This window comes from Microcoleus sp. D3_18a_C4, assembly GCF_036702415.1.
In the GTDB taxonomy this organism is placed as follows: Bacteria; Cyanobacteriota; Cyanobacteriia; order Cyanobacteriales; family Microcoleaceae; genus Microcoleus.
The window spans coordinates 18,041-31,718 of the sequence record NZ_JAUBTI010000079.1 but is presented as its reverse complement, the minus strand read 5'-3'; the positions used below and the strand labels follow the sequence as shown (position 1 = coordinate 31,718).

13 protein-coding genes are annotated in these 13,678 nt (G+C 46.1%); 7 read left to right on the top strand and 6 right to left on the bottom strand.

Translation table 11 applies throughout. The annotated features are described in order from the left end of the window. Positions 1–116 precede the first annotated feature (116 nt). Positions 117–692 (bottom strand): GNAT family protein, encoded by a 576-nt coding sequence (locus QUB16_RS25235; RefSeq protein ID WP_333320376.1) that lies wholly within the window; start codon positions 690–692, stop codon positions 117–119. A gap of 59 nt (positions 693–751) precedes the next feature. On the opposite strand from QUB16_RS25235, the gene QUB16_RS25230 reads away from it, so the two are divergent. Beyond that, entirely contained in the window at positions 752–1,642 is an 891-nt protein-coding gene (locus QUB16_RS25230; RefSeq protein ID WP_333284536.1) for a sugar ABC transporter permease, read from the top strand. Positions 1,643–1,922: 280 nt separating this feature from the next. On the opposite strand, the gene QUB16_RS25225 is transcribed toward QUB16_RS25230, so the two are convergent. Beyond that, positions 1,923–2,516: a DJ-1/PfpI family protein gene (locus QUB16_RS25225; protein ID WP_333320374.1), complete on the bottom strand. Its 594-nt coding sequence runs from the start codon at positions 2,514–2,516 to the stop codon at positions 1,923–1,925. A 78-nt stretch (positions 2,517–2,594) separates the two neighbouring features. On the opposite strand from QUB16_RS25225, the gene QUB16_RS25220 reads away from it, so the two are divergent. Next, complete coding sequence (locus QUB16_RS25220; RefSeq protein WP_333320372.1) at positions 2,595–2,960, top strand: hypothetical protein; 366 nt, start codon at positions 2,595–2,597, stop codon at positions 2,958–2,960. 226 nt (positions 2,961–3,186) lie between these two features. On the opposite strand, the gene psaX is transcribed toward QUB16_RS25220, so the two are convergent. Continuing rightward, positions 3,187–3,291: a photosystem I protein PsaX gene (gene psaX, locus QUB16_RS25215; protein WP_333214470.1), complete on the bottom strand. Its 105-nt coding sequence runs from the start codon at positions 3,289–3,291 to the stop codon at positions 3,187–3,189. Positions 3,292–3,944: 653 nt separating this feature from the next. Then, entirely contained in the window at positions 3,945–4,964 is a 1,020-nt protein-coding gene (locus QUB16_RS25210; protein WP_333320371.1) for a lipoyl synthase, read from the bottom strand. Between the two features lie 198 nt (positions 4,965–5,162). Here QUB16_RS25210 and QUB16_RS25205 point away from each other — a divergent pair, with 198 nt between their 5' ends. Next, positions 5,163–5,714, top strand: coding sequence for a response regulator (locus QUB16_RS25205; RefSeq protein ID WP_333320369.1), 552 nt, complete (start codon positions 5,163–5,165; stop codon positions 5,712–5,714). Between the two features lie 202 nt (positions 5,715–5,916). Here the strand turns inward: QUB16_RS25205 and QUB16_RS25200 are convergent, their stop codons facing one another. Further along, positions 5,917–6,060: a hypothetical protein gene (locus QUB16_RS25200; RefSeq protein ID WP_333320368.1), complete on the bottom strand. Its 144-nt coding sequence runs from the start codon at positions 6,058–6,060 to the stop codon at positions 5,917–5,919. 73 nt (positions 6,061–6,133) lie between these two features. On the opposite strand from QUB16_RS25200, the gene QUB16_RS25195 reads away from it, so the two are divergent. Next, the gene (locus QUB16_RS25195; RefSeq protein ID WP_333320366.1) at positions 6,134–7,225 is read left to right on the top strand and encodes a PfkB family carbohydrate kinase; all 1,092 of its coding nucleotides are present in this window, start codon (positions 6,134–6,136) and stop codon (positions 7,223–7,225) included. A 220-nt stretch (positions 7,226–7,445) separates the two neighbouring features. Here QUB16_RS25195 and QUB16_RS25190 read toward each other — a convergent pair whose 3' ends face one another. Beyond that, a complete protein-coding gene (locus QUB16_RS25190; protein WP_333320364.1) occupies positions 7,446–9,200 on the bottom strand; it encodes a CapA family protein in 1,755 nt (584 codons plus the stop codon). Between the two features lie 906 nt (positions 9,201–10,106). Here QUB16_RS25190 and QUB16_RS25185 point away from each other — a divergent pair. From QUB16_RS25185 to map, 3 genes are all read left to right on the top strand, one after another. Continuing rightward, entirely contained in the window at positions 10,107–11,300 is a 1,194-nt protein-coding gene (locus QUB16_RS25185) for a HEAT repeat domain-containing protein (protein WP_333320362.1), read from the top strand. A 107-nt stretch (positions 11,301–11,407) separates the two neighbouring features. Continuing rightward, positions 11,408–12,493 (top strand): glycosyltransferase family 4 protein, encoded by a 1,086-nt coding sequence (locus QUB16_RS25180; RefSeq protein ID WP_333320360.1) that lies wholly within the window; start codon positions 11,408–11,410, stop codon positions 12,491–12,493. Between the two features lie 135 nt (positions 12,494–12,628). Then, positions 12,629–13,390, top strand: coding sequence for a type I methionyl aminopeptidase (gene map / locus QUB16_RS25175; protein WP_333320359.1), 762 nt, complete (start codon positions 12,629–12,631; stop codon positions 13,388–13,390). Positions 13,391–13,678 lie beyond the last annotated feature (288 nt).

The window sequence follows — 13,678 nt, the reverse complement described above, 5'->3', positions numbered from 1 at the left end:
CGTCCCCGCTCGCGTATTGTACAATACGCGAGCGGGGACGCTCGCACTGTAAATGCAAAACTGAGATGCTCCCCGTAAGTATATTATTTTTTTTTCGCTGACTTACTGATTCACTCCTATTCTACAATATTCTCAAAAAACTCTTCCCTGAGAATCGAATAAAGTTTTAGATCCCAATATCGGCCTTTCACAAATAGGTGCTGTCGCAATACCCCTTCCAATTGCATCCCCACTTTTTCCATCACCCTAGCTGAAGCAATATTGTTAACTTCACATCGAGCCATAATTCGATTTAGCAACATCTCCCGAAAACCGAATTCAATAACTGCATTAACAGCCTCGCTCATGTATCCTTCGCCCCAATATCTCCTAGAAAGTGCGTAGCCAATTTCCGCGCGGCTGTGGGTCATGCTCCATTCCACAAATCCGCAAGTTCCGATAAACTTTTTCTCGACTTTGTGGACAATTCCCCAATCTACAAGCTCTCGTCTTTTGTACATTTTAGTAAGTGACCTAAGAAAGTATTTAGTGTCTTCGAGCGAGGTGTGAGTTGACCACATTGTGTATTCTGATACTTCGGGGTTTGAGGCATACTCAAACATATCGCTGGCATCGTTTAAAGTAATTTTTCTGAGCAGGAGTCTTTCAGTTTCTATAGTGGGTAAATGAGCTAATATATCGAGAAGGTTCATTTTGACATTGACCTATATTGTGATACCATTTAAAACTAAAAGCTAAAATTTACAAGCCAATGGTTCGGATTAAATTTGGGCGTTTTAACTGGTTGGATAATGATGCGATCGCAGCTTGGACTTTTTTGGCCCCAGCTTTGCTGTTTCTGGGTACTTTTTTGATTTGGCCGATCGCCTATTTATTTTACCTCAGCTTTACCAGCGGCAGCTTTACCCAGTCGGGATTGCGTTGGATTGGCTTCAACAACTACTGGCGTCTAGTCACAAACCCGGATTTCTGGCAAATTCTCCAAAATACGCTCTATTTTACTACTGCAACAGTCATTCCCAGTTTAGTGATTCCATTGGGCTTAGCAGTTTTGCTAAATCGCTCGTTTGCTTGGCGAGGAGCTCTCCGCACCGCTTATTTTATTCCTTCGATTACCTCTTTAGTTGCAGTTGGCTTGGGTTGGCGGTGGTTGTTTCAAACCGAAGGCCCGGTGAATAATGCGCTAAGTGCGATCGGTTTAAATCCAATTCCTTGGCTGAGTAGCACAGTTTGGGCAATGCCTGTGATAATTCTGCTCAGTGTTTGGAAACAATTAGGCTTTAATATGGTAGTATTTTTAGCAGGATTGCAAGCAATTCCGGTAAATCGTTACGAAGCCGCAGAATTGGATGGAGCTAATGCTTGGCAGCAATTTTTGTACATCACTTTACCCGGTTTGCGACCGACTTTAGTATTTGCTACTGTCACTACTGCTATTTTTACTCTGCGGAGTTTCGAGCAAGTTTACGTCATCACCGGCGGCGGCCCTTTGAACTCTACTAATTTGCTAGTTTATTATATTTACGAGCAAGCTTTTTCGCAATTTGATTTTGGCTATGCAGCCGCTGCGGCAACTTTCCTGATGGCTGTAGCTTTGATATTAGTCTATTTACAACTAAAAGTTTGGGGCGAAGATACTTGATTAGCTAGGGGTATGGGGTATGGACACGGCAATGCCCCTTGGTGTTAAGTTAACGTCCAAATTTACCAGTATTTTGTCCATCTAATAAGTCTCTCGATCCCCCCTAACCCCCCTTAAGAAGGGGGGAAAAAGAGCGTCAAAGTCCCCCTTCTTAAGGGGGATTTAGGGGGATCTAATTTCGGCTATAAACGAGAGATACAAAGGATTTGAAACTTAAATAGACACTAAGGGTTCATGCCGTGTCCGTACAAATAAAATGTGCAATTAACTAGATTCACCATTACCAATTCCCAATTTTATATTCCATGTGTTCTGCTGTTTGTTCAGCTTGTGCTTTACCCAAAAGCTTGCCGACAACGTGCAAAGACATATCAATTCCCGCAGCAATTCCCCCAGAAGTGATGATTTTGCCATTATCTACAAATCGCTGATTTTCGATAATAGTTGTGTTGGGCGCTAATTTTTTCAATAAATCCAATACTTGATGGTGTGTAGTTGCTTCCAAACCTTCCAACAAGCCAGCTTTTGCCAAAAGCAGCGAACCCGTACAGACAGAAAGCACTAATTCTGCTGTTCGCGCACAATCTTTTATCCAGTTAATAACTGCTGAATTATCGATTAACTTTCTTGTACCTTGTCCTCCCGGTACAATTAAAATATCCGGTGGCGGACAATCGGAAATGGTGCAGTCGGGATTTACGCTCAAACCGTTGCGGGCGTTGACAGCACCGGGATGTTCGGCTACGGTAGAGACTGCAAAAGGTCGCTCGCCCTTACTTAATTCTGATGTCACCGAAAACACTTCAAAAGGCCCGGCAAAGTCCAGTACCTCGACCTCATCGAACATTAAAATAGCTACGTTCCTACTTGCCATAAGACCTACTTCTGATAGAGGCAAAAAATCTCGGCGATTTGTTATCGTAGAACTGGTATAATTTAAATTATTAAAGCTATGCCGAAAAAGATTCGCCATCGCGCCGTAACAATCTGTCTTTTATGTCTGGCTTGCGCCTTAGCAATTTCTGTTGCGCCAATTGTCACGCCCGCTCAATCCACAACTCAATTAGAGTTTCGCATTACTCAATTAGAAAGGCAAATTTCTGAACTCAGGGGACAAATCTACAGCTTGCAGAACCAAGGTTCTAGAGTTAACCGGCCTCAGTCTCCTTCCCCTTCAGGTTCTGGTCGCACAAATCCTAGACCGCTGTCTGGAGACCCGATGTTTGACAATTTAGCAACTTTGGCAATTGAAACTAAGCAAGATGTTATTAAAATTCAAGAGCGCTTGTCAAAGCTAGAAGCGTCGAGAAATCGCTAGAGAAGTCATTAGTCATTGGTCATTAGTCATTAGTCATTGGTCATTAGTCATTGGTCATTAGGCATTAGTCAGAAAAAAGAGGGAAGAGGGAAGAAGTCAGGAGTCATTAGTTAGAAGGATGAAGTCATATTATCCCCAACTCAAAACTCAAAACTCTCTCCCTCTCTCCCATTCTCTGACGTTGAGGTCGAGAAAAGCAGGGTCTGCTAAAAGTTAACTGGCAGAACTATTCAATGATATGGAAATAAAAGGCTGCAACCACAAAATTGATTGCTAACAGCAACAGAAACCAGCCTGCGCGAAATGTGTAAGGGAATTTGCCCGTTTTCATCACGGAGTCGGATTTTAATTGGTTCTTCGCTATCTCTGGCATAGGTAAAGCTCCTAATTGATAATGTCACTCTATTTACAAATAGCAGAGTGCGTCGCACTTATGCATAATCCTCTAGAGTTATTTTTTTTGACACTCCCCAGCAGTCAAGGCGAGGGGATTCTTGGTTCTGCGACCTACCTTAAAACTATCTATCCTTGCGGCAGTGTTTAAACCTGGTATCCGTTCAAAAGAACCAAATATCGAGCTTAATTTAGATAGCCTCGCGAGGGTTTGTCTCCCCAAGCTTTCGAGAATTGCTTCTCTTGTTTCTGTGTGCCCCACAGTACATTTTAGACAGTACATTTTAGAAATAAAAAGTTTAGTCTCTGATTTTGGCTTACATTAGTTAGCCCAGCTATGTTTTTCGTGGTTTTCGCTACCCACTAACCATTATTGTTTTCCGACCCGTCGTTTGAGCGTGGTGTCTCATGTGTATCGGCGGTTATTCTACCTGTAGTCTAGTTATTGTACTCTACAATGAACACAATGCAAGAAAGTTCAAGAAAACAATTAACAAAAGTTGATAATTAATTAAAGCCGTCCTAGAAGGACGGGGCTTTATACCCAATTTCTTGGTAACAAGTTTATACCGAGTTGAATTCAAATTAGTTTCAATCGCTCTCTCCGGCGTGGTAGGAACTGCGGACGAGAGGCCCCGATCGCACGCGCTCAAACCCCATCTCCCGCGCGATCGACCCGAAACGGTCAAATTCGGTCGGCGTCCAGTATTTACGCACTGGGAGGTGCTCTAGAGATGGTCTCATGTATTGACCGAGGGTGAGCCGATCGCACTTGGCATCCCGCAAATGGGCCATCGCTTCGACTATCTCGGCTTCGGTTTCCCCGTGCCCCAACATCAAACCCGATTTGGTGGGAATAGTTGGGTCATATTGCTTAACAATACGCAGAACGTCGATCGAGCGATCGTACTTCGCCCCCCTCCGCACCGGCCCTTGCAACCGGCGCACCGTCTCAATATTGTGGTTGTAACAAGCAGGTTTAGCCTCCACCACCGTGCGAATTCGCTGTCGCTGCAACTCATCGAGGCCGGAATTCTCCCCGTCGGGGGCGGGCACGGGGAGGGCGGGCACGGGGAGGGCGGGCACGGGGAGGGCGGGCACGGGGGCACCGCCCCTACCTGTTCCCCCCCAAAAATCCGGCGTCAGTACCTCAACTTCAGTATGCGGGTTAAGAAGGCGGATTTGGGCGATCGTCCTGGCAAACCAACCCGCACCCCCATCCGGCAAATCATCCCTCGCCACCGAAGTCAGCACTGCATAGCGCAAACCCAACAACTGCACAGCCTCGGCCACCTTTTGCGGTTCCTCCGGGTCTAGCGGCATCGGAGAATGACCTTTATCTACTTGACAAAAAGCACAAGCGCGGGTGCAAGTCGGCCCCATCAACAAAAAAGTTGCCGTTTTTTGCGCGTAGCACTCGCCCCGGTTGGGACATCTCCCCTCCTCACAAATCGTGTGAATTTGCCGCTGTTTGATAATTTTTTGCACGTGGGAAAGTTCGCTAGCTTTGCCAACGGGCCTACGCAACCACTCCGGCATCGCCTCGATTTCACCCCGCATTTGGGCGACAACTGCTTTGACAGTAGGAGTTTTAGGAGTTTGGGGGAACATAAAATTAAGTGGCGATTGAGTTAATTCCTTCGATCGTATCCGAAATCAAAGCCCCTGAACTTGTAGGAGTACCACCCGAAATCAGGATCGCCCCCAGGTGCAACAAAACTAAACTCGCCCAGAATTATGGGTAGAATTCTGTTAGGGATATACTGAAGGTTGCAAATCATCACTCATTCATTACTGAAGGAGTCAGTCGTGGCTGGTCAAAAAATCTTGGTAATCGATGACAGTAAAGTCATCCGCCTCCGAGTCCGAGAGATGTTGCCTCAGGGTAACTTTGAAATTCTAGAAGCAAAAGACGGCGAAGAGGGACTCAAACTGATCCGTCAAGCCCGGCCAAATCTAATTATGTTAGATTTCCTACTGCCCAAAGTCAGCGGTTGGGAAGTGTATCAAAAAGTGCAAGCCCATCCTGAGCTTTCTAAGATACCTTTGGTGATCATGTCGGGCCGCGAAGAAGAGGTGATGGAAAAAATTCCGAAACCCTTTGAGAAGCATTTTTTTGCATTCATCGCCAAACCGTTTGAGAAGAAGCAGCTAACCGAGGCAATCAAATCGGCGATGGTACTGGCCAAAAAGAAACCAGTGCCGGAAGCCCCAGCAGCCCCCGCTGCATCCACTTCTGGAGCGGGCGCCGCCGAAATTCAGGCGATGACTGTGCAAATGGCGAAAATGCAAGCGGAAATTGATGCACTCAAAAAACAAATGGCTCAGGTGATTACGATCATCAAGCAGAAATTGAAATAATTCTGCTGTTTTTTGAAGGCACTTATGTAGAAGGACACTTCCACAGCGTGAAACTTTCAGTTGAGTCTCAAGGGCTGCGATTTTATCCGCATTTTTTTGCCCAATTGTTTGAGCGAGTGCGATCGCCAATAGCCGGCAACTGGTTTCTCAAAATCCCAGTGAGAAAATCAATTAAAAGTTAAAAATAAAACAAGGGAGGAAATTAATTATTAATTAATATTAGGATTTTTAATGGGAGCATCTCATATGTGTAAAAACACTTCTTCTGGCTCCTTCCTTCTTCCTCTTTGCTCCTGCCTCCTGCCTCCTGCCTCAAAACTCCAATTTCTAGCTGGGCTGCTTTCATTGAGATGCTCCCTTTTTAATTCCCGCTCGTTCCACACTCAATTATCAACTCCTCAGTCTCATTTTTTTGGTTAATGACTAACGACTATTCCGATTTTTTGCCTCAACTGCGTGCCTCAACAGAGCAATTATTGAAAAGATTAGACTGCTTCGATCGAGCGCAGGTATTAGCGATCGGAGATTTGACCTTGGACGAGTTTCTTACCGGACAAGTAGAGCGAATTTCCCGCGAAGCACCTGTGTTGATTTTGCGCTACGAAAATACTCAGCAAGTACCCGGAGGTGGCGCAAATGCTGTCTATAATTTAGCCAAACTGGGAGGCAAAGTAAAAGTTGCTGGTTTGGTGGGAAAAGACGACCAGGGAAAGGCTTTGTGCGGTATTTTTGAGGCGGCGGGAATTGATACGGGTGGGATTTTAATAGATTCGCAGCGTCCAACTGTCACCAAAACTCGAATTTCCGGGCACGCGCGGCAGTCGGTGACTCAGCAAATTGTTCGAGTCGATCGCAAATCCGACGAGTTGCCGGATTTAGATTTGCAGTTGCAATTGGCAGACTACATCCGGCAGCAAATACCGACAGTAGATGCAGTGGTTTGTTCCGACTACGGCGACGGAGTTTTGACGAATTTGGCGATCGAATCGGCAGTGGTTCCCGGCAAAACAATTGTAGACGCTCAAATAAATTTGCAGCGATATTCGGGAGCAATGTTATTTACTCCGAACTTGCCAGAAGCCGAGCAAGCCGTCGGATATGCTATCAAAAACCCTCAAACTTTAATGCAAGCAGGACGCGATTTATTGAACTTAACTCAAGCTCAAAAAATCCTGATTACTCGCGGCGAAGAAGGGATGACTTTGTTTGAAAGGGCCAACGGCGAAGAAATCAAAAATTCACCCCCTCCAACATCGACTTGTGAAAAGGGGGAATTTGCCATTCAAAGTTGGGACATTCCCCCTTTTAACAAGACTGATGTATTCGACGTAACCGGTGCTGGAGATACAGTTGTAGCAGCAATGACTTTAGCTTTGTGCGTCGGTGCATCTGGTTGGGAAGCGGCAGTTTTGGGCAATTTGGCGGCTAGTATTGTCGTGCGTCAATTCGGTACGGCAACGACGACTGCAGACGAAATGAAAGAAGCTTTGAAAACGATGATTGCAGTATAGGGGCAGCTAAGCTGTACTGCATTTAAATTGCATATTTCGGGCGTTGCTCTGAGCAACGGGCCACAAGAGTTTGATTACTTGTTCCCAGGCTCTGCCTGGTAACGCAGATCCGGAGGCTCAGCCTCCTATTTTCCCGATCGCTTTTCGAGGCAAAGCCTCTGGATATAGGTTCCCAGGCTCTGCCTGGGAACCAGTTAAAATTCCCAATTCCCAATAATAACTACTTACTCTTTTTCAAAATTTGTCCCTTGTCATCAATTGTCAAACCGCTATTGGGAAAATCGCTCTTTGTCAAACGGTCAATCAACCCCACAGTCCTAAAATTGTTATCAACAGCCGGCACACCTCGCCCGTCAAGTTGGATGGGGATAATCTTACCAGAAACAAAATCCCCTTGCGGAGTCATTTTCACATCCAAAATTAGAGATTTACCGAGTGCTCCGGCTGTGGACAAAGTGCGATAACCCAAAAAATTGCCCAGGGAATAAGCAATCAATTTCCCTTTATAAAGTTCCATAGCTCTGGGAACGTGCGGGCCATGTCCCAAAATCAAATCCGCTCCCGCATCAATCATCGTCCGCGAAAACAAAACCATATTTCCCCGGTTTTCTCCGTAAAAGAACTCAGTTTTATTTCTCACATTGATAGCTCCCGTTCCTTCAGCTCCAGCATGAACTGATATCACTACAATATCAGCCTTTTCCTTAGCTTTTTTGACAACTTCGGCTCCCGCTTTCAGTTCCAGCAAGGAATTGTGAACGTCGCCGTAGTTGCTGAAACCGATAAAGGCAAAATTCACACCCTTGACATTTTGATAAACAATTTGATCTCTTTTGCCAACAGCCTTCATGCCGTTGCTGTCGATGTTTTTAATCGTGTCCTTAAATCCTTGCTCGTTAAAATCGTAAGAGTGATTGTTGGCAATACTCAAAATATCAAAACCAACATCTTTGAAAATTTTGGCATAACTCGGAGGCGTCCGAAAGGCAAACAGCATTCGTCCGCCGCCTGCTTTGGAACTATAAGGATAATCGGTCATCGTGCTTTCAAAATTGCCAAACAGAATATCAGCTCCTTTGAGGTACGGTTTTACCGACTCTAATAACATCTCTTTTTTTGCCGGCAGTTTGTTGTAGGGATAATTTGTGCCGGGGATCATGTCACCAACTGCTTTGATGCTGACAGTGGCGGGCACAATGGCAGGTTTTTTGGCAGCCGGGGAGGGCGATTTTGGAGCGGGAAGGGGCTTGGCTGCAGGTGCAGGCGCGGGTGTCGAGCTCACTTCTTGTACCGCAGGCTTTGACGTTAGAGGGTTATTAGTAGCGGTGGTTGAGGATTTGTAAAGTTGAGAAGCCAGCACCAAGCCGGATATCGGTACGAGAATTAGACTCAGAACAGCGACTGACAGCCCAAATTTCTTAGTTTTAGTGCCTGCTAATTCTGGCTGCGGTGATGGCTTTTGCTGACTTTGGTTTGGGGGTTTTGGAGTTGGGATTTTAGGGGGTTGGGGCGCAGATTTTTCTGGTGTTTGAGGGGGCGCAGTTGTGACATTTTGGGTTTTTTCTAGCTTGGGCAAAGTCACAGGAATTGGAGAAGCGGGTAAACTAGCGGCTACTGCTGCACTCGCAGCTACTGCTGCATTCACGGCAACTAACGGACTCACGGGTGCGGAAGTCAAGCGTTTTTTTAATTCTACCGTCTGACTCCAAGCTGGCAATTGCTGGCCGCCGCGCCGCCCGTAAACTGTCACTGAGTAAAGGTTATTGGGTTGCAGCCGCTGCAAACCTTTGACTGCGACTCGGAGACAGGCTTCTTCTGCGGGTAAATGTTCTGCTTCCAGCAGCAGGTGCAGGGTGTCATTTTCCCGGCTGGCTTTAGCCGTGACGCCGAAGCTTTGGAGTGCTTGGCCGATCAGAAATGCGATCGCCCTGGCATCGCCTTCTTTTGCTAAATTTAAAATATCTTGTTGGCTCACAAACGCCTCTACTCTCACACTAGAAATTTAGCTCGATCTTATATCAAATTTGGCGGCACAGCATTAAATACCGATTGATTTAACTTAAGTAAGTGGGTAGAAATAAACAAAACGTTGGCAAAGGACGCCTGCGTGAAAGGGTCTACTCGCTCTGACTATAGCTCCTAACTAAATCCGACCCTACTTTTACAAGATAGTATGATTTTGGGCGCTGGCTAGCTGAATACAATATTTCCTAACGGTTATCTTAGCCGATCGCCCAAACACTTCTATCCGGCATAATTGCCCCCTTCAAATTAACATCGGTCAAATCAGCGCTCTCTTTCTTACAGCATTTTGGGTAAATAAAACTGGTTTGTGAGCGTCGAGAGTGCGTCCTGGAATGTACTGAAAATATGCGGTTTAGCAGCGAAGAATTAACGAAAAAACCGAGTTTATCGTTACCAGTGCCAATGCCCCTGTCCCACTTCCGCCCAAATTCACACAAAAACGATCGACCCGTCGGCTGGGAAGCTTGTTAAACTTTTGGTCATGCCACGTTATTCGTAAAAAATCGACAGGTAGCCACAATCGTCTGCTAGCGCCCCCGCAGTGCTGCGCTGCAGGGCCTGCACTGCACACTGCACGTAGGTGAGATTAGCTGCAATCAACTTTCGGGATGCCGCTGCTAAAGTCGTAGCCGCCGATGTAGTTGTTCGTTTTAAACTAATTATTTAAAGGAGTTGCAGGTCAATGACACAATTGTGTTTATAATATCTGGCTCAGTGCCCTCTCAAACCAGGGTTTTTCGCTAGTCTGGTGGTATTTGTGAGTTAGTTAAGCCCATAGCAGCTAGGATCGAGCTAACTCAAGGTTAAACTAAAGCTCGTCATGCGGCGTTGCCTCTCAAAACCCGGATTGAGTCTTATGGCGCATTACCGCTCCTCTGTATGTTTGTTCACCTGCATTGCCTGTCTGGGCGCTGGGTTCAGTCCAAGTGCGGACGGAAAGCACCAGGTACTCAATGCCTCCTACCGGGCTGTTTCCCCAGAAATTGCTCAGGCGAACTCTCCCCCGGACGATCGCCAAGATTCCAAGCCTCCAAAACCGTCTCCAGCGCCCGATAAAAACAAATCTCAGCCGTCCAAAACGTCCAAATCTAATTCTAAGATCCCGAAATCGGTATCCAATTTGCTGGTCATTTTGTCTCGTCAGCGGGGGTTCTTAATGTTGGGTTTGGCAGCAGTTGTCGTCACGGCAGCGGCAGTATTTATCATGCTCAAATTAGTTAGCAGTGACGAGCCAAATTATTCTAAGCGAAGACGGGGAAGATTCGATCGCCACAACCAAAGAAACTCTCAATTTACTAATCCCGATTCTCCTAAAAACTCGCACGAAATTAGACCGCAAGAGACTTCTTCTGGGGGACAATCGCTGTCAGCCCTGCCCTACCCTTTTGATTTGCCAAAAGGCCACAGTATCGAGAACAGCGATCGACCTTTTCCGTCGATCGGGGAATCCGGGGAACCCGAATCCCAGGATGCAGCATTCGAGGGCGATCGAATTAATTCCGGCACCTCCCCCTTGGAAACTCACAGCAACGGATACAGCAACACCGGTTTCAACATTCCCGAAACAACTAATCAAACCGATTCCCTAGCGAAGAAGAAAGGTATTGCCCTTCCCGAAACGGATGGTAGACCTAAAGTTGATATTATTGAAGCACTGATTGAAGATTTGCAGCACCTAAATCCGGCTTTGAGGCGCAAAGCAATTTGGGAACTCGGCCAGCGGGGAGATTCCAGAGCCGTTGAGCCGTTGCTCGATTTGCTAGCAAATTCCGACTCCAACCAGTACAGTTTAATTTTGGCAAGTCTCTCGGAAATTGGCATTCGCACTCTCAAACCAATGAATAATGCCTGGTCAATTTCGCTGCAAAATGAAAATCCCGAAGTGCGTAAAAATGCGATTCGCGACTTGACGCGGATTTACGAATTGGTGAATCAAATCAGTTACTTGTTGCACCGTGCGACGGACGATCCAGATCCCGAAGTTCAGGAAACTGCTCGCTGGGCAATCAATCAGTTGAACCGCCTCCGTCCGCGTTCTGGGAGGGATTGATAAGTCTAGCAATTTTCAAGGGATTTTAGATTTGAGATTTTAGAGGGGAGAATTTATAAGTGAGATTATGTTAGAATTAGTTACTACTGACTAATGACTAATGACTAATGACTAATGACTATTTGAAAATATTGTTGCTCTCCACTTCGGTCGGTCAACTCGGTTCCGGGTTGGGCGGCGGAGTCGAACTTATAGTCCTTAACATCGCTAAAGAATTGCACCGCCGAGGTCATAAAATAGCGGTTGTAGCGCCGATAGGTTCAGTCTTAGAATCAATTCCTGTAATCGAAATAACGGGTGATTTGCAAGTAACCGCCCAAACACAAGATTACAATGATCCTATTGTGATGCCCGCAGATTCGGTGCTGGCGAATATGTGGGAATATGCTCGCCAAGTTCAGGATGAATGGGATGTCATTGTTAATTTTGCCTACGATTGGCTGCCGTTTTATTTGACACCTTTTTTTAGGACTCCGATCGCACATTTGATCAGCATGGGCTCCCTTTCCGCAGCCCTCGATCGCATTGCCGGACAAACCGCAGTTCAGTTTCCTGGTACGATCGGAGTTCACACCGCTTCTCAAGCCAAAACATTCGCCTTTGCCGATGAATGTCAGTTGTTGGGAAGCGGCATAGATTTATCGCTGTACGAATTTTGCAGCCAACCGGAACCCAAATTAGCTTGGCTAGGCCGCATCGCCCCGGAAAAAGCCTTAGAAGATGCAGTGGCGGCAGCGAAAATTACAGGCATTCCCCTGAAAATTATGGGCAAAATGCAAGATGAGGATTATTGGCAAAAAATTTGTGCAGATTACCCGGATGCTCCGGTAGAATATTTAGGGTTTCTGACAACAACCCAAATGCAAGAGCAAGTCCGTCAGTGCCAAGCATTGTTGATGACACCGCGTTGGGTGGAAGCTTTCGGAAATGTCGCGATCGAGGCTTTAGCGTGCGGTGTACCCGTGATTGCTTACGAGCGCGGGGGGCCTGCCGAAATTGTTAGAGACGGACTGACGGGCTTTTTAGTGGAGCCTGATAGCGTAAATGGCTTGGTAGGTGCGATCGCCCGCTTAGACCAAATTGACCGCAGCGCTTGCCGGCGACAAGCAGAGGTAGAATATTCTTTAGCAGCTTTGGGCGATCGTTGCGAACACTGGTTCAAATCAATCACTGCTAGTAGGGTGCGTCAGTAATAATACTGGCCAATTTTTAGAAAGATTCGCTGACTGACGCACCTTACAAGTTTATTGAACAGCAATTCAAATCTATTCTCAAATTGAGTTAAATAAACTCTTAATCGACCACAAAAAAAGAAAACCCAAACAACTATGGCAACCGAACGTTTAGTGCTTTTATCCAGTAGAGAAATCGAAAAAATGCGCCAAGCAGGCCGCTTAGCGGCCGAACTTCTGCTGCATCTCGAACCGATGGTAAAACCAGGTGTCAGCACTTTAGAAATTAACGACGAAGCCGAACGCTGGACTTTGGCACACGGAGCAAAAAGCGCTCCGCTAGGCTATAAAGGATTTCCCAAATCTCTGTGTGCAAGCGTCAATGAAGTTGTCTGTCACGGCATCCCCAATGCGAAACAAATTCTTAAAGAAGGGGACATTATTAATATTGATGTAACACCTTTAGTTGATGGTTATCATGGCGATACTTCCAAAACTTTTTTTGTGGGGAAACCTTCACCGGTAGCGAAAAAGTTAGTTGAAGTAACCGAGGAATGTTTAAGAAGAGGAATTGCGGAAGTCAAACCGGGTGCTCGTACCGGTGACATCGGTGCAGCGATTCAAGAATATGCTGAAGCACAGGGTTTTTCGGTAGTGCGAAATTTTGCGGGACACGGCGTTCACCGCGTTTTTCACACCGAACCGGAAATTCTGCACTACGGTAAGCGGGGCACGGGGAAGAAGCTCAGACAAGGCATGGTTTTTACGATCGAGCCTATGATTAATGAGGGTACTTGGGAAGTGGAAATTTTGGCCGATGGTTGGACTGCTATCACGCAGGATGGAAAGCTTTCGGCTCAATTCGAGCACACTCTGGCTGTGACTGATTCTGGGGTGGAAATTCTGACTTTGCCGTAGTAATGATTAACCAAAAATCTGAAAAACTCACTCTTAAATCAATAATTAACCATATCCCGTAGGGGCTGGTTTCACCGACAATATCTAACGATTATCAACAATCTAGATAAACCCGCCCCGCCCCAACCGATAACCCAAATCAACCTAAAATTTGCCTCGAATCCGAAAAGGTAGGTTTGTATTTATGGATGGGTGGGGGCGGGTTTTCGAGATTGTCTGTTTCAGTCAGAAATTGTCTGTCAAACCCGCCCCTACGGAATTATGATCGATTCACCAAACACGATATAA

Coding starts and splice junctions, on each gene's coding strand:
- QUB16_RS25235 (WP_333320376.1), bottom strand. CDS start 692: ATGAACCTTCTCGATATATTAGCTCATTTACCCACTATAGAAACTGAA.
- QUB16_RS25230 (WP_333284536.1), top strand. CDS start 752: ATGGTTCGGATTAAATTTGGGCGTTTTAACTGGTTGGATAATGATGCG.
- QUB16_RS25225 (WP_333320374.1), bottom strand. CDS start 2,516: ATGGCAAGTAGGAACGTAGCTATTTTAATGTTCGATGAGGTCGAGGTA.
- QUB16_RS25220 (WP_333320372.1), top strand. CDS start 2,595: ATGCCGAAAAAGATTCGCCATCGCGCCGTAACAATCTGTCTTTTATGT.
- psaX (WP_333214470.1), bottom strand. CDS start 3,291: ATGAAAACGGGCAAATTCCCTTACACATTTCGCGCAGGCTGGTTTCTG.
- QUB16_RS25210 (WP_333320371.1), bottom strand. CDS start 4,964: ATGTTCCCCCAAACTCCTAAAACTCCTACTGTCAAAGCAGTTGTCGCC.
- QUB16_RS25200 (WP_333320368.1), bottom strand. CDS start 6,060: ATGAAAGCAGCCCAGCTAGAAATTGGAGTTTTGAGGCAGGAGGCAGGA.
- QUB16_RS25195 (WP_333320366.1), top strand. CDS start 6,134: ATGACTAACGACTATTCCGATTTTTTGCCTCAACTGCGTGCCTCAACA.
- QUB16_RS25185 (WP_333320362.1), top strand. CDS start 10,107: ATGGCGCATTACCGCTCCTCTGTATGTTTGTTCACCTGCATTGCCTGT.
- QUB16_RS25180 (WP_333320360.1), top strand. CDS start 11,408: ATGACTAATGACTATTTGAAAATATTGTTGCTCTCCACTTCGGTCGGT.
- map (WP_333320359.1), top strand. CDS start 12,629: ATGGCAACCGAACGTTTAGTGCTTTTATCCAGTAGAGAAATCGAAAAA.